Annotated in this window: 24 protein-coding genes; 3 read left to right on the forward strand and 21 right to left on the reverse strand. The window is 50.8% G+C overall.

All coding sequences use genetic code 11. The annotated features are described in order from the left end of the window. Positions 1-8: 8 nt before the first annotated feature. From QFX39_RS01750 to QFX39_RS01810, 13 genes are all read right to left on the reverse strand, one after another. A complete protein-coding gene (locus QFX39_RS01750) occupies positions 9-1,400 on the reverse strand; it encodes an ATP synthase subunit B (protein WP_147671650.1) in 1,392 nt (463 codons plus the stop codon). Between the two features lie 2 nt (positions 1,401-1,402). After that, positions 1,403-3,157: an ATP synthase subunit A gene (locus QFX39_RS01755; RefSeq protein WP_300476845.1), complete on the reverse strand. Its 1,755-nt coding sequence runs from the start codon at positions 3,155-3,157 to the stop codon at positions 1,403-1,405. Next, positions 3,154-3,474, reverse strand: a complete 321-nt coding sequence (locus tag QFX39_RS01760) for a V-type ATP synthase subunit F (RefSeq protein ID WP_147671648.1) — start codon at positions 3,472-3,474, stop codon at positions 3,154-3,156. The genes QFX39_RS01755 and QFX39_RS01760 overlap by 4 nt, the downstream gene beginning before the upstream one ends. After that, entirely contained in the window at positions 3,471-4,628 is a 1,158-nt protein-coding gene (locus QFX39_RS01765) for a V-type ATP synthase subunit C (protein ID WP_300476848.1), read from the reverse strand. The genes QFX39_RS01760 and QFX39_RS01765 overlap by 4 nt, the downstream gene beginning before the upstream one ends. 15 nt (positions 4,629-4,643) lie before the next feature. After that, the gene (locus QFX39_RS01770) at positions 4,644-5,264 is read right to left on the reverse strand and encodes a V-type proton ATPase subunit E (RefSeq protein WP_300476849.1); all 621 of its coding nucleotides are present in this window, start codon (positions 5,262-5,264) and stop codon (positions 4,644-4,646) included. A 4-nt stretch (positions 5,265-5,268) separates the two neighbouring features. After that, a complete protein-coding gene (locus QFX39_RS01775) occupies positions 5,269-5,757 on the reverse strand; it encodes an ATP synthase subunit K (protein WP_013296144.1) in 489 nt (162 codons plus the stop codon). Positions 5,758-5,762: 5 nt separating this feature from the next. After that, on the reverse strand, positions 5,763-7,730 hold the full coding sequence (locus QFX39_RS01780; RefSeq protein ID WP_300476856.1) for a V-type ATP synthase subunit I: 1,968 nt from the start codon (positions 7,728-7,730) through the stop codon (positions 5,763-5,765). 10 nt (positions 7,731-7,740) lie between these two features. Further along, positions 7,741-8,055 carry an ATP synthase archaeal subunit H gene (gene ahaH, locus QFX39_RS01785; protein ID WP_237780012.1) on the reverse strand — a complete coding sequence of 105 codons (315 nt, stop codon included), beginning with the start codon at positions 8,053-8,055 and terminating at the stop codon, positions 7,741-7,743. A gap of 222 nt (positions 8,056-8,277) precedes the next feature. Beyond that, positions 8,278-9,120, reverse strand: coding sequence for a citryl-CoA lyase (locus QFX39_RS01790; protein WP_300476862.1), 843 nt, complete (start codon positions 9,118-9,120; stop codon positions 8,278-8,280). 17 nt (positions 9,121-9,137) lie between these two features. Further along, a complete protein-coding gene (locus QFX39_RS01795) occupies positions 9,138-9,980 on the reverse strand; it encodes a fumarate hydratase (RefSeq protein WP_300476865.1) in 843 nt (280 codons plus the stop codon). Between the two features lies 1 nt (position 9,981). Next, a complete protein-coding gene (locus QFX39_RS01800; protein ID WP_300476868.1) occupies positions 9,982-10,881 on the reverse strand; it encodes a peptidase in 900 nt (299 codons plus the stop codon). A 106-nt stretch (positions 10,882-10,987) separates the two neighbouring features. Continuing rightward, a complete protein-coding gene (locus tag QFX39_RS01805) occupies positions 10,988-12,337 on the reverse strand; it encodes an MmgE/PrpD family protein (RefSeq protein ID WP_300476870.1) in 1,350 nt (449 codons plus the stop codon). A gap of 75 nt (positions 12,338-12,412) precedes the next feature. Continuing rightward, positions 12,413-13,711 carry a tRNA(Ile)(2)-agmatinylcytidine synthase gene (locus tag QFX39_RS01810; protein WP_300476872.1) on the reverse strand — a complete coding sequence of 433 codons (1,299 nt, stop codon included), beginning with the start codon at positions 13,709-13,711 and terminating at the stop codon, positions 12,413-12,415. Between the two features lie 20 nt (positions 13,712-13,731). Between QFX39_RS01810 and QFX39_RS01815 the strand changes: the two genes are divergently transcribed. Further along, positions 13,732-14,667, forward strand: a complete 936-nt coding sequence (locus tag QFX39_RS01815) for a transcriptional regulator (RefSeq protein ID WP_300476874.1) — start codon at positions 13,732-13,734, stop codon at positions 14,665-14,667. 20 nt (positions 14,668-14,687) lie between these two features. On the opposite strand, the gene QFX39_RS01820 is transcribed toward QFX39_RS01815, so the two are convergent. After that, entirely contained in the window at positions 14,688-15,155 is a 468-nt protein-coding gene (locus tag QFX39_RS01820; protein ID WP_300476877.1) for a hypothetical protein, read from the reverse strand. Positions 15,156-15,318: 163 nt separating this feature from the next. Beyond that, a complete protein-coding gene (locus QFX39_RS01825) occupies positions 15,319-16,119 on the reverse strand; it encodes a hypothetical protein (RefSeq protein ID WP_300476879.1) in 801 nt (266 codons plus the stop codon). A 46-nt stretch (positions 16,120-16,165) separates the two neighbouring features. Here QFX39_RS01825 and serA point away from each other — a divergent pair, with 46 nt between their 5' ends. After that, positions 16,166-17,734 carry a phosphoglycerate dehydrogenase gene (serA, locus tag QFX39_RS01830; protein WP_300477156.1) on the forward strand — a complete coding sequence of 523 codons (1,569 nt, stop codon included), beginning with the start codon at positions 16,166-16,168 and terminating at the stop codon, positions 17,732-17,734. Between the two features lie 84 nt (positions 17,735-17,818). On the opposite strand, the gene QFX39_RS01835 is transcribed toward serA, so the two are convergent. From QFX39_RS01835 to QFX39_RS01850, 4 genes are read right to left on the reverse strand one after another with little or no spacing between them, the layout of a single operon-like run. Then, complete coding sequence (locus QFX39_RS01835) at positions 17,819-18,265, reverse strand: Mov34/MPN/PAD-1 family protein (RefSeq protein ID WP_300476881.1); 447 nt, start codon at positions 18,263-18,265, stop codon at positions 17,819-17,821. Further along, a complete protein-coding gene (locus QFX39_RS01840) occupies positions 18,246-19,001 on the reverse strand; it encodes a tRNA(His) guanylyltransferase Thg1 family protein (RefSeq protein WP_300476885.1) in 756 nt (251 codons plus the stop codon). Before QFX39_RS01840 ends, QFX39_RS01835 begins: the two co-directional genes overlap by 20 nt. A 7-nt stretch (positions 19,002-19,008) precedes the next feature. Next, entirely contained in the window at positions 19,009-19,773 is a 765-nt protein-coding gene (locus QFX39_RS01845) for an aspartate dehydrogenase (protein WP_300476888.1), read from the reverse strand. Positions 19,774-19,791: 18 nt separating this feature from the next. Next, a complete protein-coding gene (locus QFX39_RS01850) occupies positions 19,792-20,121 on the reverse strand; it encodes a PRC-barrel domain-containing protein (protein WP_147671630.1) in 330 nt (109 codons plus the stop codon). A 167-nt stretch (positions 20,122-20,288) separates the two neighbouring features. Here QFX39_RS01850 and QFX39_RS01855 point away from each other — a divergent pair, with 167 nt between their 5' ends. Next, the gene (locus QFX39_RS01855; RefSeq protein WP_300477158.1) at positions 20,289-21,011 is read left to right on the forward strand and encodes a tRNA-binding protein; all 723 of its coding nucleotides are present in this window, start codon (positions 20,289-20,291) and stop codon (positions 21,009-21,011) included. Here the strand turns inward: QFX39_RS01855 and QFX39_RS01860 are convergent. Both QFX39_RS01860 and QFX39_RS01865 read right to left on the reverse strand, forming a co-directional pair. After that, the gene (locus tag QFX39_RS01860) at positions 21,008-21,922 is read right to left on the reverse strand and encodes a radical SAM protein (RefSeq protein WP_300476891.1); all 915 of its coding nucleotides are present in this window, start codon (positions 21,920-21,922) and stop codon (positions 21,008-21,010) included. The two genes, QFX39_RS01855 and QFX39_RS01860, sit on opposite strands and share 4 nt — an antisense overlap. 58 nt (positions 21,923-21,980) lie before the next feature. Next, on the reverse strand, positions 21,981-23,162 hold the full coding sequence (locus QFX39_RS01865) for a chitobiase/beta-hexosaminidase C-terminal domain-containing protein (protein ID WP_300476894.1): 1,182 nt from the start codon (positions 23,160-23,162) through the stop codon (positions 21,981-21,983). Positions 23,163-23,206: the final 44 nt, after the last annotated feature.

The raw sequence follows: 23,206 nt of genomic DNA on the forward strand, positions 1-23,206 counted from the left end.
GTTGGGTGTTACTCTGCACCCGGGAGGTACTTGGGTATGTGCTCCTCGCGGACCCTCTTGAGTTCGGATCTTGGCAGGAGTGACAGGAGCTCCCAGCCAAGGTTGAGGGTCTCCTCTATGGAGCGGTCCTCATCACGTGCCTGGGTGATGAAGCGTTTCTCAAATTCATCGGCGAATTTGAGGAACTTCCTGTCCCTCTCTGTGAGGGCCTCCTCACCCACAACAGCCATAAGGTCCCTCAGATCACGACCCTCGGCGTAGGCACTGTAGAGCTGGTCAGAGACACCGCTGTGGTCCTCACGTGTCCTTCCCTCACCGATACCACCACTCATGAGCCTGGACAGTGATGGCAGCACATCCACCGGTGGGTATATACCCTTACGGTGGAGGTCACGGCTAAGCACTATCTGGCCCTCTGTGATGTAACCTGTGAGGTCAGGTATCGGGTGGGTTATGTCGTCCTGTGGCATCACAAGTATTGGCATCTGGGTGATTGAACCCTCCTTGCCAACTATACGGCCTGCCCTCTCATAGAGGCTTGCAAGGTCGGTGTACATGTAACCCGGGTAACCCCTTCGACCCGGGACCTCCTCCCTTGCAGCTGATATCTCCCTGAGGGCCTCACAGTAGTTTGTAAGGTCAGTGAGGATAACGAGCACGTGCATGTCGTGTTCAAAGGCGAAGTACTCTGCTGTTGTCAGCGCCATCCTCGGGGTGATGATACGCTCAATGGCAGGGTCGTCTGCCAGGTTCATGAACACTGTAACCCTTTCAAGGGCGCCTGTCCTCTCGAAGTCCCTCATGAAGTAGTTTGCCTCTTCGTGGGTGATACCCATCGCGGCGAAGATAACCGCAAATTCGCTCTCCTCTGCAAGCACCTTTGCCTGCCTTGCGATCTGTGCGGCCAGTTCGTTGTGTGGAAGCCCTGAACCTGAGAATATCGGGAGTTTCTGACCCCTCACAAGGGTGTTCATCCCGTCAATGGTTGATATACCTGTCTGTATGAACTCCGCAGGGAACTCCCTTGCAGCGGGGTTCATTGGGCTACCGTTGATGTCCAGTTCCTTCTCAGGGATGATCTCTGGGCCGCCGTCTATTGGTTTTCCTGTACCGTCGAATATACGGCCCATCATGTCAAGGGATACGCCGATCTTGGCTGTTTCACCTGTGAACCTTATCTTTGTGGTCTCTGTGTTGAGGTCACTTGTACCCTCAAAGACCTGGACGACCGCCAGGTCCTCCTTCACCTCAAGGACCTGTCCCCTTCTCTTCTCACCTGTGGGTGTTTCAATCTCCACTATCTCACTGTAGGCAACCCCTTCAACACCCTCAACGATCATCAGAGGCCCTGAAACCTCTGTGACGGTGGTGTATTCTCGGGTTTTGATGTTAACGTTCATCTTCACACCTCACCACATTCCTTGACGATCCTCTCCTGGATCTCCTTGATTCTTGCCGGGAATTCATCTTCGGGTATGTACTTCATACGCCCTATGTCCTCCTTGACCGGGAGGGCTATGATGTCCGCTGCTGGCGCACCCTTCTCAAGTGCTGCTGTTGCATTCTTGTGGAACATTATGATTGTCCTGAGCATCTCGAACTGCTTTGATGGTGAGCAGTATGTGTCAACCTCATGGTAGGCGTTCTGCTGGAGGAAGTCCTCCCTTATCATCCTTGTTGTCTCGAGGGTTATCCTCTCCCTGTCTGGAAGTGCGTCGGGTCCAACGAGCTGGACGATCTCCTGGAGTTCCGCCTCCTTCTGGAGGAGCGCCATTGCCTCGTCCCTTGTGGCCCTCCATTCAGGGTCAACGTTTTTGGCCCACCATTCCTCGACGCTGTCAACGTAGAGTGAGTAGCTCTGGAGCCAGTCAATGGATGGGAAGTGACGCTTGTCTGCAAGGGATGCGTCAAGTGCCCAGAAAACCTTACAGATCCTGAGTGTGTTCTGTGTGACAGGCTCTGAGAGGTCCCCACCTGGTGGTGAGACCGCGCCGACGACTGACACGGATGCAACCTTGTCCTCTGAACCCACGGTTGTAACCCTTCCTGCGCGCTCATAGAACTGGGCGAGCCTGGATGCCAGGTATGCAGGGTATCCCTCTTCACCGGGCATCTCCTCGAGCCTTCCTGAGATCTCCCTCATGGCCTCCGCCCACCTTGAGGTGGAGTCAGCCATGAGTGCAACATCGTATCCCATGTCCCTGAAGTACTCTGCTATGGTTATACCTGTGTACACACAGGCCTCCCTTGCAGCCACAGGCATGTTTGATGTGTTTGCTATGAGAACCGTCCTGTCCATGAGGGGGTTACCTGTCTTTGGGTCCTCCAGTTCAGGGAATTCCTTAAGGACCTCTGTCATCTCGTTACCCCTTTCACCACATCCAACGTAGACGATTATGTCTGCGTCGGCCCATTTTGCAAGCTGCTGCTGGGTAACGGTTTTACCTGAACCAAATGGTCCTGGTATTGCTGCTGTACCACCCTTGGCGACTGAGAAGAATGTGTCCTGTGCCCTCTGACCTGTTATGAGTGGAACGTCAGGGTCAAGTTTCTTCTTGTATGGTCGGCCCTTCCTCACAGGCCACTTCTGGAGCATCTGCACCTTAACGGTGCCCTTATCGGTTTCAACCTCTGCTATATCATCAAGAACCGTGTAGTCACCCTGGGGCACTATCCTTGTGAGTTTACCCTCAACGTTTGGTGGGATCATTATCCTGTGGGTTATTGAGGATGTCTCCTCCACCTCACCGATTATGTCCCCACCCTTAACCATCTGGCCCTCCTGGGCCAGTGGCTTGAAGGTCCATTTCTTATCCTTTGGGAGTGATGGTACATCAACTCCCCTCTCGATGTAGTCTCCGGTGAGTGCCTTTATATCCTCCAGGGGCCTCTGTATCCCGTCGAAGATTGAACCCAGTATTCCAGGTCCGAGTTCCACTGATAGAGGACCGCCTGTTCTCTCAACGGTCTCTCCAGGTTTTATACCTGCTGTTTCCTCGTAGACCTGGATGGTTGCTGTGTCACCCTCAAGTTCAATGATTTCTCCTATGAGCTTGTCTTCACCCACCTTGACCATTTCGTACATCTGGGATCCTCTCATCCCCTCGGCGATGATAACAGGACCCGCTATTTTTATAATCCTTCCTTCCTGTGTCATTTTACCATCTCAACCCCAATAACTCTTTTAATAAGGTCCCTCAGTGGATCGGTTTCGCGTTCTGAGGGCCCTGTTTTGTCAGGTATCTCTATTATCATTGGCAGTGCGCTTGAACTTGTGGTTTCCTCAATAAATTCCCTCAGTTCATCCCCAATCTTTTCTGTGACGATTATTATGGAGAAGCCTTCACCTATAAGGTTCCTTATGGTCTCCTCTGCCTCGTCAGGTGTCTCCACGACGTAGCCTTCCCTGACGCCTCCGAGTCTGAACCCTGTCACGGTGTCCCTGTCACCGACCACTGCAATATTTGAACTCATACCAACATCTCCTTAACCATTGATTCAGGGAACCCTGGCTCCCTCTTGCTTCTGGCTATGACCTTGAGGTTTCGCACCTCGGTTTCCTTCCTGCTGAGGAATCCTATCATTGGTCCCACCCCGAAGGGCTTCTTGAGTGCGAAGTTCCTGGCCATCCTGTTGAGGTTGTCCTCAAGGACGCGCTCGAAGACCGCCACTGAACCTGTTGATGTGTACTCTGATAGTGCCTCTGACAGGATCTGGCCATAGTCTGTCCCCTCAAGGCCGCTTATAACTCCACTGACGTCCTCTGCCTCCATGAGGTCCTTGAGCTTCCACTCCCTCAGCTGGTAGCCCTTGGGTACTATGTATGGGCTTATGTCATCGTAGCTGAGGCCGTCTGCCTTTGCACGGAGTATCATCCTGAGGTTCGCCACGTCCACCTGTGTACCGAAGTAGCTGTGCAGAATCTTTGTGTTGTCATCTGAGGGGCTTCCAACTGACCTTATGAGGTCCTCCAGGAATTTCCTGTCGAGGGCCGCCTCGATTGGGAGCAGCATACCTGTTTCCTGGTACTGGGAGAGTGCGTCCTCCAGTACCTCCGCATATTCTGTTCCCTCAAGGCCTGTTACGACCTCCTGAACACTTGAGGCATCTACCAGTCCCTCTATGACCTCATAGATCTCCCCTGCAGGTACTATCAGGTTCACTGTCTCCTCAGCACTTAGACCAGCGTCCTTTGCTGTTATGAGGCTCTTTATGTTCCTTATATCCCACTTCCTGAGGTTTGCCCTGAAGGGGTCCCTTATGGATGCAGGCGCTATCTTTGATACTGTCTCATAGGTCTCTGCAAGCTGACTTTCAAGTGCCTTCTCAATGGGGAAGCGGTCAACGTAGCCTGCATAGTCCGGGAGTCCCCTCAGGTAGTTTTTGAACTCCTCCATTGACTCTGTCTCAAGGATCTCTGAGAGCTGTTTCTCGTTTATCAGTCTCCCGATACGTGCCCTGACTCTGGCGTTGGGGTATGCAAAGGGGAATAAATCTAATATAGGCCTTATAGTTGCTATTACGACAATAGCACCTATAATTGCCCCTCCAAGGAGGAGTACGCCTATAAAAGATTCTATTGAAGGGAATCCAAGCGCTGTTACAATTGTTGTGATGCTGTCAGCCATCTGTTATCTCCCCTTTCATTGGAAAAGAACCCTGGCCACCTCTGAACGCAGAGCCTTTCTGAAGCGGGACATCCTGGCCTCTACTGTATTGTTAACCTCAACCAGTCCATCCTTTGTCCTTACCACTGCTCCTCCAATGGTCCTGATACTGTCTCCAACCTCCAGGGTTGTTTTTTTGCCTGTTTCGGCTTCCACTTCAGCTGCGATTTTATCAAGGCCAAGGTCAAGGGAGCCGTCACCCTCCTTCATGCTGACGGTGAGTTCTCCCCCTCCTATCTCAACCGCGGCCTCCTTTATCATTGCCTTAAGGGCGCTGACGTATTCATCTGAGGATGCGGATGCCAGCTTTTCAAGTTCCTCCTCGGCCTTCCTGAAGGCCTCCTGTATTACCTCTTCCCTTGCCTCCAGCTCTGCACGCCTTGCGTTCATCTTGGCCTCTGAGATTATCTGCTGGTACCTCATATCGGCCTGTTTCCTGGCTGATTCCAGGATGCGTTCGCTGGCCATTCTGGCCCTTTTTTCACCTTCCTCTAGTATACCGGCGGCTTCCTTTTCAGCTTCCTGAATGATGGCGTCTGCCTTTGCCTGAGCCTCTGACATTATACTGGAGACAATTTTTTCGGCTCCGGAGCTCATCTAATTAGCCTCCTAGTATTCCGCCGAAGACCATGAGGAGTATGGCAATCAGGAACCCGTAAATAGCCTGTGTTTCTGAAAGGGCTGAGAATATAATACCCCTCGCAAACATGTCAGGGTCCTCAACAACTGCACCCACTGATGATGCTGATGTTATACCCTGACCCATACCTGAACCGAGACCTGCGAATCCTATGGCTGCACCTGCACCCACAGCCACAAGTCCGGCTGTTACATCCAGGCCCTTTCCTCCTCCAAGGAGTCCTGAGAACACCAGGAGAAGTATGGCGATCAGGAACCCGTAGATGGCCTGTGTCTCTGGCAGGGCTGAGAATATAATACCCCTCGCAAACATGTCGGAGTCCTCTGCAACTGCACCCACACTTCCTGCGGCTGCTATACCCTGACCTAATCCTGATCCAAGACCTGCGAATCCTACTGCAACTCCAGCACCTATTGCTGCTAAAGCAGTACCTAATGCTATTTCAACCATTCTATTTACCTCCTTATCTTAGTGAAGTTTCTTTCAGCACGAAATGCGTTGAATTTGTTTTTTCCACCCAGATAGAACTGGGCAAAGAATTCCACATAATGCAGACGAAGTGAGTTTATGAAGGCACCAAGGCTCTGGAAGGCGTTGTTGGCAAGGTGCCCGAACACGAATATTATCGGGGCCAGAACGACTCCAATGACCGGTATCATCTCATAGCTCAGTCCTGTGAGGATGTTAACGGTCATCGCTATACCCCCTGTTGATAGACAGAGGGCCAGGAGCCTGGCATATGATAGGAGTGTACCCAGGAACCCTGATACATCCATGAGTCCAAAGAGGCCATTGTAGTAGAGCAGCATTGCAGCTGCCAGGATTATCAATGGCGCCCCCAGGAACATTCCTCCGAAGATGTAGAGGATGATACCCAGTTCAAGTATCAGCCAGACTATCTGTGACCCGAGGGCCTCCCTCATGTTCCCGAGCCTTATGTTGTTCCTTGCCCCCAGGATTAAACCGAAGTTGATGTGCAGCACACCAACCGTGAGTGCCATTATGAGTATGTTCTGGGGGTTCACAAATGCATCTATGGCCGGTATGACCGTTGGCAGCTGAATGTTCAGGAACCGTGGGAAGAAGTCCCCTATGAATCCATTGGTGACCATCCCGAGGATGAAGGCCCATACCCCGCAGGACATCATGATTATACCGAAGTCCCTCATGAACCCGTTGACCTTACCAAGGCCCCGGTAGAGTATGAGTCCTATGAGTGCATCCAGTATACCGTACCCTGCATCTGTGAGACAGAACCCGAAGAAGAATGGGAACACGAAGGCCATGAAGATCGTCGGGTCGATCTCGTTGTACTTCAGTGGTGAGTACATCTCCACGAAGTTCTCATAGGGTTTGGCGAATCTGGGGTTGTCCAGAAGCACCGGAACCTCCTCGGGGTTTGGTTCCTCGAGTTCGGTGACGCAGTGACCCTCGGATGACTCCTCAACAACCTGGATGGCCCTATCTGCCTCCTTGAGGGGCACCCATGCCTCCAGCATCACTGTCTTCTCGGTTTCGCCGAAGAGTGAGAAAACCTCGTTTCGCTCCTTCTCGATTTCAAGCTGTTCCTTGAGGACAAGGAGTTCGTCCTCCCATTCACTGTTTATCTCCCTCAGCTTTGAGATGATCTCATTTCTTTCCCCCTCAATTTCCGCAATGCGTGTCTCTGAGGAGGATATGACTTCTGATGGTCTTCCGCTGAGTTCGCTGATCTCGAACCTCTCAAATTCCATTCTCCTGAGGAGTGAGGCCACACTGTCCCCATGTTTCCTTAGGGTTATTATTATTAAAATGCGCTCTGCCTTGGTTTCCCCCTCTGCATCGAAGAGTATCAGTTCATCTGTGATCTCTGAGAGTTTTTCCCGGATTTCATCCAGGTTTTCAGAGGGTATTCTCCCGGCGATTCCAGTTATGTACTTTGAAGCATGGAGATCGGCAAAATCAATATCAAATTCTTTCAGTTTCTCTGCAACTGTCAGGCTTGATTCAAGGCTTGCTTTTTCTGAATCAAGCTCATTCAATTTTTCCTCCATAACCCTGGTCTCTGATTCGACCTTTCCCAGGAGTTCCTCGGCCCTTTCCAGGAGTGATTCTGTGTCCAGTTCCTCAACCTCCCGCTTATCAAAGACAGGGGGGTTGATGAACTCCTTCAGGGTATCCTTGATGCCCTTCTCCTGGGCTGCCACTGAGCCAAGGAAGTCCAGGATACCGCTTGTCTTCATGAGGAGGGATGACACCCTTCCTGTGTATGGTGTTGCCCTCGATGGTTTAAGGATCTGGCGCCACTCTGCATCCTGCTGGATGCGCTCGGAGATGTCATCGATCTGGGTTATTCCCTCCTCATGCAAGGACCGAACCACTGAATCCGAGTACTGGTCCAGGGTTATGATCTTGAGTTTTCGCATCCTTGCCGGTAGAAACATGTTACTCACACTACAAGATACTTTTCACGATAATGCTGGCGGCCTCAGGGACCCTGCCCATTGCCGCTGATTTCATTGTCTCCACTTCACGCTTTGCCTTCCCTGAAATGCTGATGGCTTCCTTTCTGGCCCTTTCCTCTGCCTCCATTATGAGCTCATCGCCCTTCTCACTGGCCTCCCTTTCAGCCTTTTCAAGGAGTTCACTGGACCTGGTTCTGGCGTCATCGATTAGCTGGGATGATTTTTCTCTGGCCTCCTGAATTAACCTGTCAGCGTCATTTTCAGCCTTCTTTATGGTAGTGATAGCTTCCGATATGGTTGTCATGTAAATCACCCTATTAATGCAAAGGTCTATTTTGGGGTATATTTATCTTTTACTATTTTATTCCAGAGTTTATGATACTCAACTAAACCTATTCGGTGAACAAAGCCTTTTGAATCCCTCCCTTGGTTCAGTGAATCATATTATGAGATTTAAATGAATTTAAGGGAATTTTAATGTTTATTATTTGCTATAAAATGATTTTATGCTGCCTGAAGGTTTCTTCTATTCAGGCATTGGTTCAAGGTCTGCGCCGGCAGAGAGGTTCTTCTCCTCCTCGCCGTCGTAGTGTATTTCTTCGATGTCGAAGAATTTTCTGAAGGCCGGTTCACGCACCTTTTCCTCGTATACGTGGGATATGAGTCCTGGGAGCCGTCCTATCATGAACACCCCTGCACCTGTGCGCCAGTCAAAACCCATATCTGAGAGTATTCCGGCGTTGGCACCATCAACGTTCATCCTGACACCCTTACGCTCAAGGAGTACGTTCTGAACCTCAACCGCAAGCCTCGTGTGGGGGCCGACACAGTCGTACTCCTCTGCAAGGTCCAGGAGCCGCACAGCACGGGGATCCGCATTATGATACCTGTGCCCGAAACCCGGGACCTTCCTGTTCCTCCGCAGATGATCATCCACCAGCCTCACAGCAGCCTCAGGAATCTCATCCTCAGACTCACACCCTGAAACAGTCTCCTGGAAAAGCTTCATGGACCTCTCGATGGCCCCTGCATGATTCTTACCAAAGGCCAGAAGACCACCGGCAATACAGGCATGCACCGGAGAACCAGCAGAGGCAATCATACGGGCAGCCTGCGTACTGGGCGGAGTCACCCCATGATCACAGAAAGACACAAGGACAGCCTCCAGCATCCTCGCAACATTACCAGGCGGAAGCTCACCCCGAATCAACAGGTAAACCATCTCAGAAAAAGAAACACCACCAATCAAATCCTCCTGAGAATAACCCCTGGTAACAATCCGATTAGGCTCAACCCTAGTAATGGAAGTCCTCCACTTCGGGGAACCCATCCTGAATACATTTTCAAGTGAATCCTTTCCTATAGCCATTCATTCACCTCAGAGATCTACAGTTTTATTGTCGCCCTTCTCGGCTCCACACAGCATGCCAGCCTCATTGAGACTATTCTGACGCCGCTGGCCCTCTGAGGCCCCACATTCACCAGGGAACCAAGGGCTGTTGTGGATCCCCCAAGACCCAGGGGCCCTGTTCCGGTACTGTTAAGGGATTCTGTAATGTAATCCTCAATTTCAGACTGCTCATCAAGGCTTCCAGTGGCCATTGCCCTGAGCATAAGGCTCGTGGCCTCAAAATGAGTTCTCCCAATACCTATAACAGGTATGCACGGGGTGCATCCAAGTAAAGGGACCTCTGTTTTCATCCATGTCAGAACTTCCTCAAATACTTTTCTATAGCTGTGTCTGTGAAAAACCCTTCTGGTCCTTGCCCTTATCTCGGGGCCGCCCCCAAGGAGGAGAACATGGATTCTGACCTCGTCTCCCGGGACTGAGTCAACAAGGAAGGGTGCTGGGGGAAGTTTTGACGGGTCACTGTAGAGGCCCCGGCTCTGCTCTATCCTCTCAATCTCATCGCCCCGCACAGCCATGGGTCTTCCTGGAAGTTTAAGGAGGCCCTCAGCAATCCCCCTCCTTATGAGGTTGAAGAAGCCACCATGGAGGAAGGCATCTTCACCCACCTCAACGATGACGTGGGGTATTCCTGTGTCATCACAGAGGGGTCTGCCGCTTTCTTCGGCTATCCTGGCGTTTTTAATTAGAAGTTCAAGGATCCATGCTGCCTTTTCATCCTCTTCCCTCTCAAGGGCCCGCTTATATGCCCGCATAACATCCGGTGATGTGGTTGTACCCGCCCTTACAAGGGCATCCCTCACCCGTGCCGCTATATCCAATCTACATTCCCCCCACAGGTACCGCGAGGTCCTTCCCGGATGAGAACACGGCTTCAGGGTAGTAACGCTCTATCATGTCCCTCACAAGCACAACCTGCCTTATCCTCTCACGGGCCTGTGACTCTGTGGTATCCCATCCATGGTGTCCCGCAACGGATCCCCCTGTTTTGAGGTAAACCGGGGATGCGTACCTTATGATATCAGGGACCTCGTAGTGTCTTATGAATCCACCGGATGACTTGGGGTTCTCTGTGTGGACATCGATTGAAATGTCAATGGCCTCCCTTATTGCTGCAAGCATGGGTATCTGGAGGTCCCTCACAGGGTTGAGGGAATCGGCGCCCATATCCTGAAGGAGCCGTGCTGATGCAGGGTTGCCGTGCCCGCAGTGGGCTGAGACCTTGAAGTGGAGGTCAGCTGGCAGTTCACCGTCGCCTCGCATCCTCCCGAGAACCCAGAGGAGTCCCTCATCGTAGACCACTATGCCCCTTACACCGAGTTCAGCAGCCCTCCGCACATCCTCAACCGCATAGACCAGGTTGTCGTATCCCCTGAGCCTGTAACCTATCCTTGAACCCTCCGGGGTCCTTGCAGATGCACTTGTATCATAGGTTGCCCTGGGACCCACACTCAGGAAGAGTTCGATGCCGGCTTCACGGGCCAGTTCAGCCATCTCCTCAATTTCACCGTCGGTGAGGAGCATTATACCCTTTGTCTGGGTTACCCTGTGGACCCTGACGTCATGTTCTTCCATGGCATCCAGGAGGGCCCTCATGGCCCCGGGCCTCTGTATCCCTGGGACCTCAAAGCGGTACTGTCCGCCATCACTGAATCTCTTCTCTGATTCACCTTCGGGGACTCCTATTCCGATTCTATCAAGGTATCTACGGGTTTTTTCCAAACTTTTCACCTCCAGTTTTAATTATACCCTTTAATCAGTAGCCCAGAGGAGTGTTCTGAGCATATCTCAATCAAGCCAGTATCAAGCAGGAGCTCCGCCCAATGTATCAGTCAAGGACCTGAGAGATTATCTCTGAGATACTCTCTGACCATGCCCCCCTCAGGATATCCAGTTTATCTGTCCTGTAACCAGGGTTCAGGAGTTTGAACTTCTCAAGGATGTCCTCCCAGGTGTAGGGGTCCTCTGGTTCCCCTGATGGGAGTTCTCTGAAGGCTGTGTGGACACTGCCGTCCCTTAGCCTCACTGTGACACGTGCCGGTCTCCTGTTCTTCATACCCTGCATCTCTGGATCCACCATTATTCTGATCTTTGATGCAGTCTCCCTGACATCAGGGACCATATCAAGGTCCTCAACCCTGAGATCCCCTTTCTCGAGGATTATAGCCAGTGAAACAGGCAGGCTCTGCCTCACCGCCTCAACAGTTTTCGGGGAATAGCTGTCGTGTTCTGCTGCAATCTCATAGGTCTCCACGAGGACCTCATCTATATCTGATGCCTGAAATCCAGTCATCCCAAATATTTCAAGGGCGCAGTCAAGGGTGGAGTGAAGGTGCCTGCAGACAGGGTACCTCTTGAGGTAAACGTCTCCTATGTGGAAGACGCCAGTTTCAGGTACCTCTGACGGGGGCTGGCACATTGCATTGAGGAACCCCTCCTTTCCCTCAATTATGGACTCTGCCCCTGTGAAACCCTCCAGTGCAAGCTTTGCAGATATGAGTCCTGACTGGGCCGCCCTCCCGGCGTGCAGGTGCTTGCCCATTGACCCGGCATGGTCTGATTCAAGGAGTCCTGCTGCCTGGGTCCCTGCAAGTCCCAGTGCATTGACTGTCTCCTCACAGTCAAGGCCCATTAAGCTGGCTGCGGCTGCGGCGGCCCCGAATGTGCCACAGGTACCTGTGGTGTGGAAGCCCCTCTTCCTGTGGCCCGGGTTTGCGAGGAGGCCCATGAAGATGGCCACCTCATAACCTGCCACAATCCCTGCTATGAACTCCCTGAACTCTGCATCCAGGGCCTCTGCAGCTGCGAGGGCCGCGGGGATCACGCATGCCCCTGGATGCAGCTGGGCCCCCCTGTGGCCGTCATCAAGGTCAAGGTTATGGGCAAATATGCCATTGAGGAGGGCAGCCCTTTCATCAGAACCCCTTCCATGGCCTATGACCGTCGAATTTCCCTCGCCGGTGCCCAGTGCCCTGAGTGCCACAAGGCCGCTCCTCTCCCCTGAACCCCTGAGTGAGACGCCCAGAAAGTCCAGGACGCATATATTTGCCCTTTCAATGATCTCAGGAGGGAGGTCCCTGTATGAGAGTGATGATACAAATTCTGCAAGCCTTCCTGTCATCATTGATGCTACTATGTTGCCTTTAAATATAACAGTGATTGTTATAAAGGTTCCCATTTTTTATTAATTCAGAGGAATAACAGCCGCCAGAAATTTCCATGCCCTACCTCACCAGATGGCTAAAGACATCCATCAATCCCCATTCTTAAACCGACCAGATGGGTAAGAGCCGCCAGAGATTCCCATCCTCACAAGCTGCTTTGAGAGGTGTCTTCTGGCGCAGGTGGGGACCTCATAGTAGCCCTCCCTCAGTGGCCTCTCAAGTACCCTTTTAACCTTTCTGGAATTTCTTACCCTCCGCCCACATGAGGGACACTTGAACCCCTTATTTCTGCCTGCGGATTTCATGCGCCTTCCACAGGTGCAGAGGGGGTTTTCCTCCACATAGAGCTCAGCAGCCCTCTCAAGGTGTATCTTTTCAATGTTCAGTGTCCCCTGGGCCCCGATACCCCCATAAACGGTGACCCTGTCCCCTGGTATGAGTTCAAGGATGACCTTCCTGAAGTCCTTTGTTGGTTCATAGGCACCGCATTCGATTTCACCGGAGTCGTCGCCAAGGGTGAAGAATACGTGGCCCCCCTCAATCACCCTTGGCCTGTCAAGCACCTCACCGCTGATGCGGTAGCAGCCGAATTTTTCCATCTCAGCTATGCTGTCTGCATCCTGGATGTGCTGGTCTGTGTGCTGGTTTGTCTCGAAGATGCAGAACCTCTCTATCTCCTCAGAGACACGAACCATCTCCATGGCCCTCAGGAGGACCTCAGGGGATTCGCCGCGTATACCATAGAGTATTGGGCAGGGTGTATGTGGCTCTATTGCAATGTAGTCACCATCAATGTTATCAAAGGTCTCACTGCCTGTTTCAATGTCCATGATCCTCACAGATTCTATGTCTATCTGGCGGGGTTTTCCGTAGTTTTCAGGGACCCTGTAGGTGAGAAGTTCATATGTCCTGTCCTCAAGGGGACAACCGATGGCTGCAAGGGCCCCTATGATCCCCCTCCCCCTTTTGAATCCATGAACCTCTGCCCCCACCTCCTCTGCAACCCTCATGGCATCTTCAATTTTGAGTATTCTCCTTATGGCTGATACGGCGAATTCCCTCATGGAATATGTGATCTCACCGGTATAGAAGACAACCCCGGGGTTTGTCCCCTCATTATCAAGCTCCGCGAGCCCCTCAACACTGCGAATGACGATATCCCTGATATCATCAATTTCATCCTCTGATTCGGCCCTCACGGTGAATGCCACTGCACCGTTACCCCGGGTCTTGTGGGGTGCAAAGGGGTTAAGTCTTATGAGCCGCGGGTAACCCTCAGTGGTGAAACCGCAACTTTTAAGTTCATGGATTATAAAGCATGATATATAGGTTGTGCACATCCCATCGGGGGAATCGGTATCATCTATACCCACATGAATTCTGTACATTAAATCACCCGGTGATCCAGTTGGATAAATCTGTTAAAAGGGAAGATGTATTAAGGGAGATACATGAACTTCTTACCAGCAACGGATTTGAAACATCCCACATATATGAAAGGAGCTGCTTTGACCTCATGGCCAGGAGAAAGCTCCTTCTACTTCTACTTAAGGTCCTTGTGAACATTGATGGTATAAATAGTTTGCAGGCCCATGAGATAAAAACCCTTGCACACACGTTCCTGGCATCACCACTCCTCATCGGTATAAGGTCAAAGACAGAGTACCTTGAGGAGGATGTTGTCTATGAAAGGCACGGTATCCCCGTCGTTGCCCCTGAGACCTTCAGGACCATGGTGGTTGATGGAGAGTACCCTGAGGTTATAGCTGACCGTGGCGGTTACTATGTGCAGATAGACGGGAGAACCCTGAGGGAGGTCCGTGAGGAATATAACCTCTCACTAAAGGACCTTGCTGACCTGGCCCATGTATCCCGCAAGACCATCTACAAGTATGAGAATGGGCTTGCAAGGGCCTCGCCTGAAACAGCCATGAAACTCGAGGAGATACTCAACATAAGGATAACACTCTCAATTGACATCTTGAGTGTCCCTGAGAGGGATGAAGTTGAAATAAGACCAAAGGGAAGGCTGGGTGATATTGGCTTCGGGATGATCGAGACCCAGAGGACCCCCTTTGATGCCGTTGCAAAGGAACTGAAATTTGAGAGTACCGTCATAACTGACCTTGAGAAGGGGAGGGATTCAAGGACCCTCCGGAGGATGGCTGTGCCTCTGAGGGACCTGTCACTTGTAAGTGGTTCAGAATCTGTTTTTATCATTGATAACCCCCGTATAAGTGAGAACCTCGAGGGTGTGCCTGTGATCAAGAGCTGGGAGATAGGTGAGATGGAGAGCAGCAGGGAGTTCCTGAAGGTGATAGCGGAAAGGAAGACCTGTAGCTGAACCCTGTCCATTATCAGCTTTCAGTAGTAATCCCACACCGTGACCTTCCAGTCCCTGATTTCGTTTGCATAAACCGCGATGCAGTATTCTCCAGGGCTCCCCTCAACCTCAAGGGTTCTCTTCTTTCTTGCAGGTGACTCTGTGGGTCCCCAGTCCACGGTGTCAGTGGCCACAGTGTATCCGTCCCTGAGGACATCCACGGTGATGCTGTTCACATCGTAATTCACCAGAGGAGTCGCTGAAAAAACAACGCGTAGCCTGTTGCCCCTGATGTTAACATAGCGGTAATCCGATTCAGAGCCTGTGAATGTCATGACCCTGTGCCAGCTGGGACCTGAAGACCCACCACCTTCTGTATCGCCGGTGATGGTCACATTGTAGTACTGATTCCCGCCGTGGGGTGACTTGAGGAACATCCCTGAGATAAAGCCAAGGGCCCCTATGAGAATAAAACAGATTACAACAAGCACCTTTGTCGCAGTATCCATAACCACACCCCATATACACTGAGCGGATGGGAGTCCATTCATGAACAATGGAAGGTGTCCTCCAACATGTTAATGTTAAAACATTAACTTCTATTTTACGATTTCATTCCTATAGAAAATATTAAATATAATGATAGGGTGGTGGGAGATCATGCTGGCAATATCATAACCTGAAGAGTTCCCCGAATGTCTCCTTCACTTCAGGAACAGATGCCGCGCCCACAGTGACCATGTCAACGTAGTCAGCACCCTCAAGGAATTTAAAGGCCTCCCCTGGTGAGAGTATCCCCGCTGCAAGTACCTTCTCGGCGACAACAACCTTTCCAAGTTCAAGGAGCAGATCCCTGAGTTTTGCCCGTTCATCCTCAAGGAAAACCGGGAAATCCATCATATAACCCAGCCTGTTGAGGGGTATCATGTAAAGCTGGAAGTTATCAACCCCCTCATCAATGAGCCGCCGGGTGGTGGCCCCTGGCATTGTGGTTATGAGGCCGGATATGACCTCAATATCATCAAGGATCTCAGCCACCTCACCGGCTGGTAGAAGATCCGTGTAGTGCTCATCAAGGAGAACAGCGCAGGCACCAAGATCCATGAGTGTCCTGAGGTCCTCCTCAAGCCGCCCCTCCCGAAGTGTACCCATTAGTATGAAACGGCACCCGGCATCAACTGCCATTTCAAGTGCTTCAAGCACAGAGCCCTCAGGGATGACCTGGAATCCCCTCACACCCACATCATATGCCCCCATGAGCACCTCCGCAATGTTTTCAGGCCTCCTTTTGAGGTCCATCTCATACAGCCTTGAGCGGTGCCCAAAGTAGGGTGCTGCGGTGAACGGTGCGCTTCCCAGGAATGCCTCCGGAAGCTCAACTCCATCAACAGTAACTGAACCAGTGAACATCACATCTTCCTCCATGACACCAATAATTATAATATACCCTACCTCTATAGATTCCTCTATCATTCTATAAGATCTTCATTGTGATAAGTGTGGTGAAATTATGCCAGATATGAAAGTGCTTATTGCTGATTCCATCAATGAAAAGGGAATATCTGAACTTGAAGAGGTGGCGGAGGTTGTGGTTAACACAACCATAACACCCGAGGAGCTCCTTGAGGCCATAAAGGACTTCGATGCCATAGTTGTCAGGAGCCGGACCAAGGTCACAAGGGAAGTCATAGAGGCAGCCCCCCACCTCAAGATAATCGCAAGGGCGGGTGTGGGCGTTGACAACGTGGATGTTAAGGCCGCCACAGAGAGGGGTATAATGGTCATAAACGCCCCGGAGTCAACATCCATAACAGTTGCCGAACATTCAATAGGCCTCATGCTGGCCCTCGCAAGGAAGATCTCCCTTGCAGATAAATCCGTCAAGGAGGGTAAATGGGAGAAGAACAGGTTCATGGGTATAGAGCTAAACGGCAAAACCCTCGGTATAATAGGTATGGGCCGTATAGGTTCACAGGTTGTTGTGAGGACAAAGGCCTTCGGAATGGACATACTGGTATATGACCCCTACATAAGCAGGGAGGCCGCCGAGGAAATGGGTGTAACCGTCACAGACCTTGAAACACTCCTGAGGGAATCCGACATTGTGACCATACACGTACCCCTCACCCCAGAGACAAGGCACCTCATCTCAGAGGATGAATTCAAACTGATGAAGGAAACCGCATTCATAGTTAACTGTGCCCGTGGAGGTATAATCGACGAGGAAGCCCTCTACAGGGCCCTCAGGGATGGTGAAATAGCAGGGGCGGCCCTTGATGTATTCGAGGAGGAGCCCCCGGAGGGCAGTCCGCTACTTGAACTTGAGAACGTTGTCCTCACACCACATATAGGCGCCTCAACAGCTGAGGCCCAGAGGGACGCTGCAATAATAGTTGCAAATGAGATAAAAACAGTTTTCCAGGGGGCTTCACCCAGGAACGTCCTTAACATGCCAGTGCTGGACCAGGAAACCTACAAGTCCCTCAGACCCTACACCGAGATCGCAGAGAAACTGGGAAGCATCATCACACAGGCCCTCCCAGGTAACATAGAGAAACTGGACGTCACCTACTGCGGTGAACTTGCAGATATGCAGTTCGATATACTCACAAGGACCATGCTGCAGGCCATCCTCAACCCCATACTCACAGAACCCGTGAACCTAATAAATGCGCCGGCAATTGCAAAGAAGAGAGGTATCGTGGTTACAGAGGCCAAGAGGTCAGAGGCTGGTGGCTACAGGTCCATAATAATGGTAAAGGCTGTTTCTGACAGGGGCGAGTTCAGCGTGGAGGCCACCCATATCAAGGAGCCCACAATAATCGGTATCAACGGATACAGGGTGGATGTGAAGCCAGAGGGTACAATGATAATAGCACGCTACAGGGACCTCCCAGGTACCATAGGTGCCATCGGAACCAAGCTGGGCGAGCACCAGATAAACATAGCCACCATGCAGGTTGGAAGGAAGGAGATCGGTGGCGAGGCCGTCATGGTCCTCAAGGTTGACCAGAGTGTCCCGGCTGAAGTCATAGATGAGGTAAAGAAACTTGAGAACGTGGACGATGCTGTTGCAATAGAAATATAAGTCCACCAACAATTAGACCTAAACATCTCCCTTTTTTTATAATTTATAAGCCAGACCCAATCCCAAAAACAAAACATTCCTTTTTTAAACAATCTCAAACCCCACAGGTACACCCTGCCTTGTATAGGCTGCAACCATTTCCACAGTGTAGGGGTGTGCTACTATCATATGGAAGAGACCATTCTTTGAGAAGAACTGCATATCAGCACCTGATGGTAAATTGCTGGGGCCCGGATGGGAGTGCACCGACCCCACCGTACCTGTAAATGGGGGGAGCATCAGAACATCCATAACAGCCCCCTCATCAGAGGTCCTTGATGGCAGGAATATAAGGCCAGTGATGTGAAGGGCATCACCCTCCTGTTTTCCCTCAAGGAGCGCCACAAATTCATGGGGATGTGACCTTTTTGCGATCTCCAGGGCCTCCTCAATGACATCGGAATCAATCAGCACCCTCCTTACCGGTTTTACACCCATAAAATCAAGGATCCTTTCAATTAAACCCATTCTATCAGGCGCTCTCTTGTCCATTGTGTTCCTTCAAACCCTGAAGTCCTTCAAAAAATTCTTCTGTAAAGAGGGGGAGTTCCATGTCAACCTTCACCCTCATCCTCACCGCAGAGACCTCCCTCTCAGTTATGGGATTGTAGCCCCTCACCTTCACCGGAGCCCTGTAGACCCCGATACCCCTCCGCTGCCAGGCAGGAACCTCTGAGATGTTCAAACCCCTCTCAAAGAGCATCTCATGGAGGGAATCCGATTTCATCCCATTAAGGGTTCTCGCGGCATCATCTCTATCCATTTCATCCCTCAGTGTCCAGTATGCATAGCTGTTGAGGCAGTTCCTCCAGGCCTCATCCTGCCTTGACCTGAAGTACCTCCAGACCATGTCTCTACCCAGTGGTATAACCCTGCAGTCAAATGAAACAGGTTTGTAAAGTGATAAACCCCTTTTTATGGCGTTAAGTGTGAATGATGACGATGCAAAAGCCGGGAAGACCGAGTCAAGCTTCTCAACCCTCCCTGAGAATGGGACAGAGTCAAGGAGTACGTTGATCTCATCAGAGAAGGTGTATATGAGTGATGGGCTGAACTCATTCATGATCTCAAGGCACGCTGAAACCATGAGGTCACGGAAGACATCATCATAGGGCCTCCTAAACCCTGCCTTTGCTGTTAGCCTGTGAAAGCCCCTCCCATCAAGCCTCAGTACTATGCGGGAGGACGGTGGCACCCTGAGGTTTGAGTAGATTTCATGTTCCCTCATCATAACATCATGTTCCAATGTGCATGTTCTCACTGAGGGATTTAAGGAGTCTTATGGCGGAATAGGCGGCCATCACACTTGTCTTGGGGTTTATGGAGCACCTGACATTCTCTGTTATAGTCTTGAACTCCCCGAAGTCCCCCTTAACGGTTACCTCATGGACGTTACGGTCAACTGCCGGGTCCGCTATTATCTCAACATCAATATCCCGTCCGCAGGCGAGACTGAGGGCTGCTGCCACATTTATGTTGAGTGGAAACCTCTTAACGGCCTCTGATGCCTTACCTGTGTAGAGGACCTTCTTCTCATCCATGCTGATACCCAGAGACCTTGGGGGTTTCCTTGTAACAAGTTTAACTGACCTTATACTGCCCATGGATGCTGCCTTCAGGCCATCGAGGCCCACTATGGCCCCTGAGGGTACATGTATCTTGGCATTATTCTCTGAGGCCTTCCTCTCAAGCAGGCTCCTTAATTCAGGGTCCATGAGGGCGCCGACACTCATAACGACGACGTCACTGCCTGCCTCAAGTATTCCGGGGACCAGTTCCCTTACAGCCTCAGGTGATGCGGCCTCCACCACAAGATCAACGTGGGGGAGCATATCCGCAACATCAAGGACCGCGGTCCCGTCCACCATGGACGCCAGGTTCTCTGCCCTCTCAAGGTCCCTGTCATAGAAGAATCCCAGTTCAACGGGTACCTTACCATCCCTCACAAAACCCGTTATAAGGTTGGCTATTGCGCCGCAGCCCACTATACCCACGATCATACCATCACACAGAAAAAATCAGGATTCAATGGGGTTTACCTTTTTCTCCACTGAAACATCCGGAGATATTATGAGTATATCTCCAACCGCCTGGACACGTTCATAGTTTATGTCGATTATGCCCTCCTCCTGTATGGGTCTTATCTCATCTGATTCAGGGACTATCCTTATGCTGGTCTTGAGGACATCCTTTATACCCACATTCTTCTTATCGTGTCTCATTGGACGGACCTTCAGTGTTGAGACACGTCCCTTCTTGATGTTGAGGACAACGTCCTGAACCCTTCCAACGTACTTACCCCTTGACGTGTATATTTCAAGTCCATATAGACTGGATAATTCAACCATTTTTCCACCACCGGACAGTTAAACATGTAGCGCTGCTGCATAACCCTACTGTTGGTTAATATTATTGTTTATAGCTTAAATAGTTATAGGGAAATAACAGATTACTGCAGTGGCAGAAAGAAAAGGCTGTTACTGGAATTAAAAAATGATTCTGGATTGTGATTGAAATGTGGGACACCAGTAAGGATTACAGGCTCATGGTTGCAGTTAAGGCAGTTGACCTCTTCAGGAGGGCCCTTGAGGCAGGTGGTTTCAGGGGCCAGTGGAAGAAGAAACCCGCAATCCAGGCCGCCTCTGAGATTGAAAGGACACTTCAGAGCATCATATACTCATACCTTGAACCTGAGGACCTTGCAGCAAGTCCAGAGATGATGGGCATTGAGGAAAAACTTAAGGTGATAACTGATGCCCTGGGGGGTGAGGACTGGAGCCGTAAGTTCCTTGATGAGGCCTCAAGGGATGAGAGGGAGAGGGTTGAGGAGAACATAGCAAAGGTGAAGTTCTTCCTGAACACCATTGGAAACCTCAGGGGTCGGCTGATGCTTGGGAAGATATCAGACCCTGTTATTGCAGTTGATATAGTTGCAGGTGAGGTTATGAGTGTTGGGGGACACCCTTCCGCGGATAAACTTCAGATCTGCAATGTCAATGTGGGTGGGAGGTCCATAAAGGTGGTCACAAATGACCCTGATGTGAGGGAGAAGGACGGGGTGGCCGTGGCCCTTTTGCCGCCCCAGAACTTCATGGGTGTGGTGAGTGAGGGTATGTTCCTTGGTGCCGATGGTGTTCTGAGGGACGTTAAAGGAAACCCCGGGGAAATGCCAAGGGGGATACCCCTTGAGGCCCTCAACGAGACAAGGAACCTGGTCGAGGAGTTCCTGGCTGGTTAACCCCTCCATGGCTCCCTGAGAATCGCCCTGCACACTTCATTGCTGCAGCTTCCACAGTCCCTTGGGAGACTGCACCCTGCTTTTCTCAGACGGTCCTCAAGCTTTAATTCTGATAGGGGGTAGTAGCCAGAATAATCAACCCTCTCAAGGCCCTCTGCCCTGCACTCATCCACCAGCTTCTCCATCAGTTTTCTGTCAGGTCCCCTGTGGTAGTAGAGGAGGAAGTTGGGTCTGAAACCTATCAGGCGGTAGGGGATCTCGGGATTTATTTCTGCAATGAATGATGCTATTTCCCTTATCTCATGGTGGTTTATGCCGGGTATCACGACCGTCCTGAAGACCCTTATCTTTTCAGGAAATTTCTCTGCAAGGTAGGCTGCGTTCCGGAGTACAGGAGCCACGGGTGCCCCTGTCAGGTTTCTGTGGAGTTCATCTGAAAGGGCCTTTATCTCAAAACTGAAGAGTGAGGTAAACCTTATGATGCGCTTTAAAGTCTCGGGTGTCTGGAATCCATTTGTTGCCACTATGACATCAACATCACCTTCACCCTTTATTTCATGCAGCATCCTTTCGATGTAGGGTGTGTGTATTGTGGGTTCACCGCCAGTGAAGCTCAGATTTGATATGCCATGTGATTCAAGTTCCCTGAGAGCCTCCAATGCCAGATCCTCAGGTTTCACATGACCCCTGTAAACCCACCCTGAGTGGGGGTACTGTGAGATCCTGTAGGCATTGCAGTAGGCACACCGGAAGGGGCATGAGAGGAGGGTTATTGAGTAACTTTTCAGAACATCTGTAATTGATGTGTATGCGATTTCGGTCTCCGCGGCCCCGCAGACGCCCTTCTCACCTGCAGAACGGTTTGCCCCGCACCTCCATTCGCATAGCCTGCAGTTCATGAGTTCATCCATAAAATAAGTATATGTAACTCTTTTAATGCATTTTTCCAAAAATGTAAAAATAAAGGTATCAGGTTATCTGCCAGTAGCTGCTGGTCCTCTTAACGTACCTGTAGGTCCAGTAGTACCTCCACCTGTATCTCCATTTGCCCATGTACCTGTACCATTTTCTGTACCATTTCTTGACCTTCACCTTGACGTAGTAGCTGAGGGTTACCGGTTTCATGACAGTGTAACTGGCTGATGAAACTGCAGAGGATGCTCCGTTAACAACGGCTATGAATTTGAGTGTCGCTGATTTTGTGAGAAGGATTGGTGCTGTGTATCTTGTGCTGTTAACAGTTGGATTTGATCCGTTAAGAGTGTAGTATATCACTGAACCTTCTGGACCTGCAAGGGTCACAGTTACATTGTTCCTGTAGATGCCTGGAGCAGGTGATGCTGTAGGTACTGAGGGGGTTGATGTGACACTCACAGGTGCCAGATCATTGACTCTAACATTGTATAGCCCTGCTGGCAGCGTATAAGTGAATGTTACCGTGACTGTTTCACCTGTTAAGACATTCACAGTTTCTGTATCCTTCACATCACCGTTGATTCGGAGTTCTGCTGTGAAGTCGTCTTCAACACCGGTATTTGTGATCTTAACAGTGACGGTTATATCCAGGGGTGCGCTGCCGGCTACGGGTGTGACCGTCAGGTTTTCCAGGGTGAAGTGTGGCTGGAGGTCCACTGTGAGCTGGGTTGAGTTGAGCACGGTTTCATTTTCAGGTCCGTCGGGGCCCATCTGGAAGGCTGTTGAGTTTGCCCTCACCGTGAATACCTTGCCTTTTGCGTTTTCAATGACAAAGAGCCACCTGTAGTTTTTACCATCCTCCATGTACAGTTTTGCCTCTCCCTGAGGTACCGGTGCATTTGTGAATGAACTGAGCCAGACTACGTTGACCCCCTCAGGGACAGTGTAATTTGCGAAGGGGCCGTTCAGATCGCCGGTGTAGTACCATTTTATTTCTGAGCCCGTTATGTTGCCGCTTAAGAGTTCAAGTTTTGCATCGACAGCTATAGTTGGATCAACATCCTGAAGGTCGTCACTGTAGTTCACATCCACAATTATCTGTGCCGGGTCAGATGCATTCTGCTGCATCGTCAGGTTCACGGCATTCTGTGTTATTTCTGCCGCCGATGCCCCTGAGATGCCCGCTACAATTGCAACCAGGAGCATCAATGACAGTACTTTATATTCACATTTCAATTTTTCACCTCCATATAACTGTAAAAATATGTATATGTGTAATT

The organism is Methanothermobacter sp. (assembly GCF_030055425.1).
In the GTDB taxonomy this organism is placed as follows: Archaea; Methanobacteriota; Methanobacteria; order Methanobacteriales; family Methanothermobacteraceae; genus Methanothermobacter.

Coding starts and splice junctions, on each gene's coding strand:
- QFX39_RS01760 (WP_147671648.1), bottom strand. CDS start 3,474: ATGAGTTCAAATATTGCAGTGGTCGGTGACAGGGACACCGTGACAGGG.
- QFX39_RS01820 (WP_300476877.1), bottom strand. CDS start 15,155: ATGGATACTGCGACAAAGGTGCTTGTTGTAATCTGTTTTATTCTCATA.
- QFX39_RS01845 (WP_300476888.1), bottom strand. CDS start 19,773: ATGATCGTGGGTATAGTGGGCTGCGGCGCAATAGCCAACCTTATAACG.
- serA (WP_300477156.1), top strand. CDS start 16,166: ATGAAAGTGCTTATTGCTGATTCCATCAATGAAAAGGGAATATCTGAA.
- QFX39_RS01825 (WP_300476879.1), bottom strand. CDS start 16,119: ATGATAGAGGAATCTATAGAGGTAGGGTATATTATAATTATTGGTGTC.
- QFX39_RS01840 (WP_300476885.1), bottom strand. CDS start 19,001: ATGAGGGAACATGAAATCTACTCAAACCTCAGGGTGCCACCGTCCTCC.
- QFX39_RS01855 (WP_300477158.1), top strand. CDS start 20,289: ATGTGGGACACCAGTAAGGATTACAGGCTCATGGTTGCAGTTAAGGCA.
- QFX39_RS01755 (WP_300476845.1), bottom strand. CDS start 3,157: ATGACACAGGAAGGAAGGATTATAAAAATAGCGGGTCCTGTTATCATC.
- QFX39_RS01765 (WP_300476848.1), bottom strand. CDS start 4,628: ATGGCTGACAGCATCACAACAATTGTAACAGCGCTTGGATTCCCTTCA.
- QFX39_RS01860 (WP_300476891.1), bottom strand. CDS start 21,922: ATGGATGAACTCATGAACTGCAGGCTATGCGAATGGAGGTGCGGGGCA.
- QFX39_RS01750 (WP_147671650.1), bottom strand. CDS start 1,400: ATGAACGTTAACATCAAAACCCGAGAATACACCACCGTCACAGAGGTT.
- QFX39_RS01770 (WP_300476849.1), bottom strand. CDS start 5,264: ATGAGCTCCGGAGCCGAAAAAATTGTCTCCAGTATAATGTCAGAGGCT.
- QFX39_RS01810 (WP_300476872.1), bottom strand. CDS start 13,711: ATGTACAGAATTCATGTGGGTATAGATGATACCGATTCCCCCGATGGG.
- QFX39_RS01835 (WP_300476881.1), bottom strand. CDS start 18,265: ATGGACAAGAGAGCGCCTGATAGAATGGGTTTAATTGAAAGGATCCTT.
- QFX39_RS01775 (WP_013296144.1), bottom strand. CDS start 5,757: ATGGTTGAAATAGCATTAGGTACTGCTTTAGCAGCAATAGGTGCTGGA.
- QFX39_RS01780 (WP_300476856.1), bottom strand. CDS start 7,730: ATGTTTCTACCGGCAAGGATGCGAAAACTCAAGATCATAACCCTGGAC.
- ahaH (WP_237780012.1), bottom strand. CDS start 8,055: ATGACAACCATATCGGAAGCTATCACTACCATAAAGAAGGCTGAAAAT.
- QFX39_RS01790 (WP_300476862.1), bottom strand. CDS start 9,120: ATGGCTATAGGAAAGGATTCACTTGAAAATGTATTCAGGATGGGTTCC.
- QFX39_RS01850 (WP_147671630.1), bottom strand. CDS start 20,121: ATGGTTGAATTATCCAGTCTATATGGACTTGAAATATACACGTCAAGG.
- QFX39_RS01805 (WP_300476870.1), bottom strand. CDS start 12,337: ATGGGAACCTTTATAACAATCACTGTTATATTTAAAGGCAACATAGTA.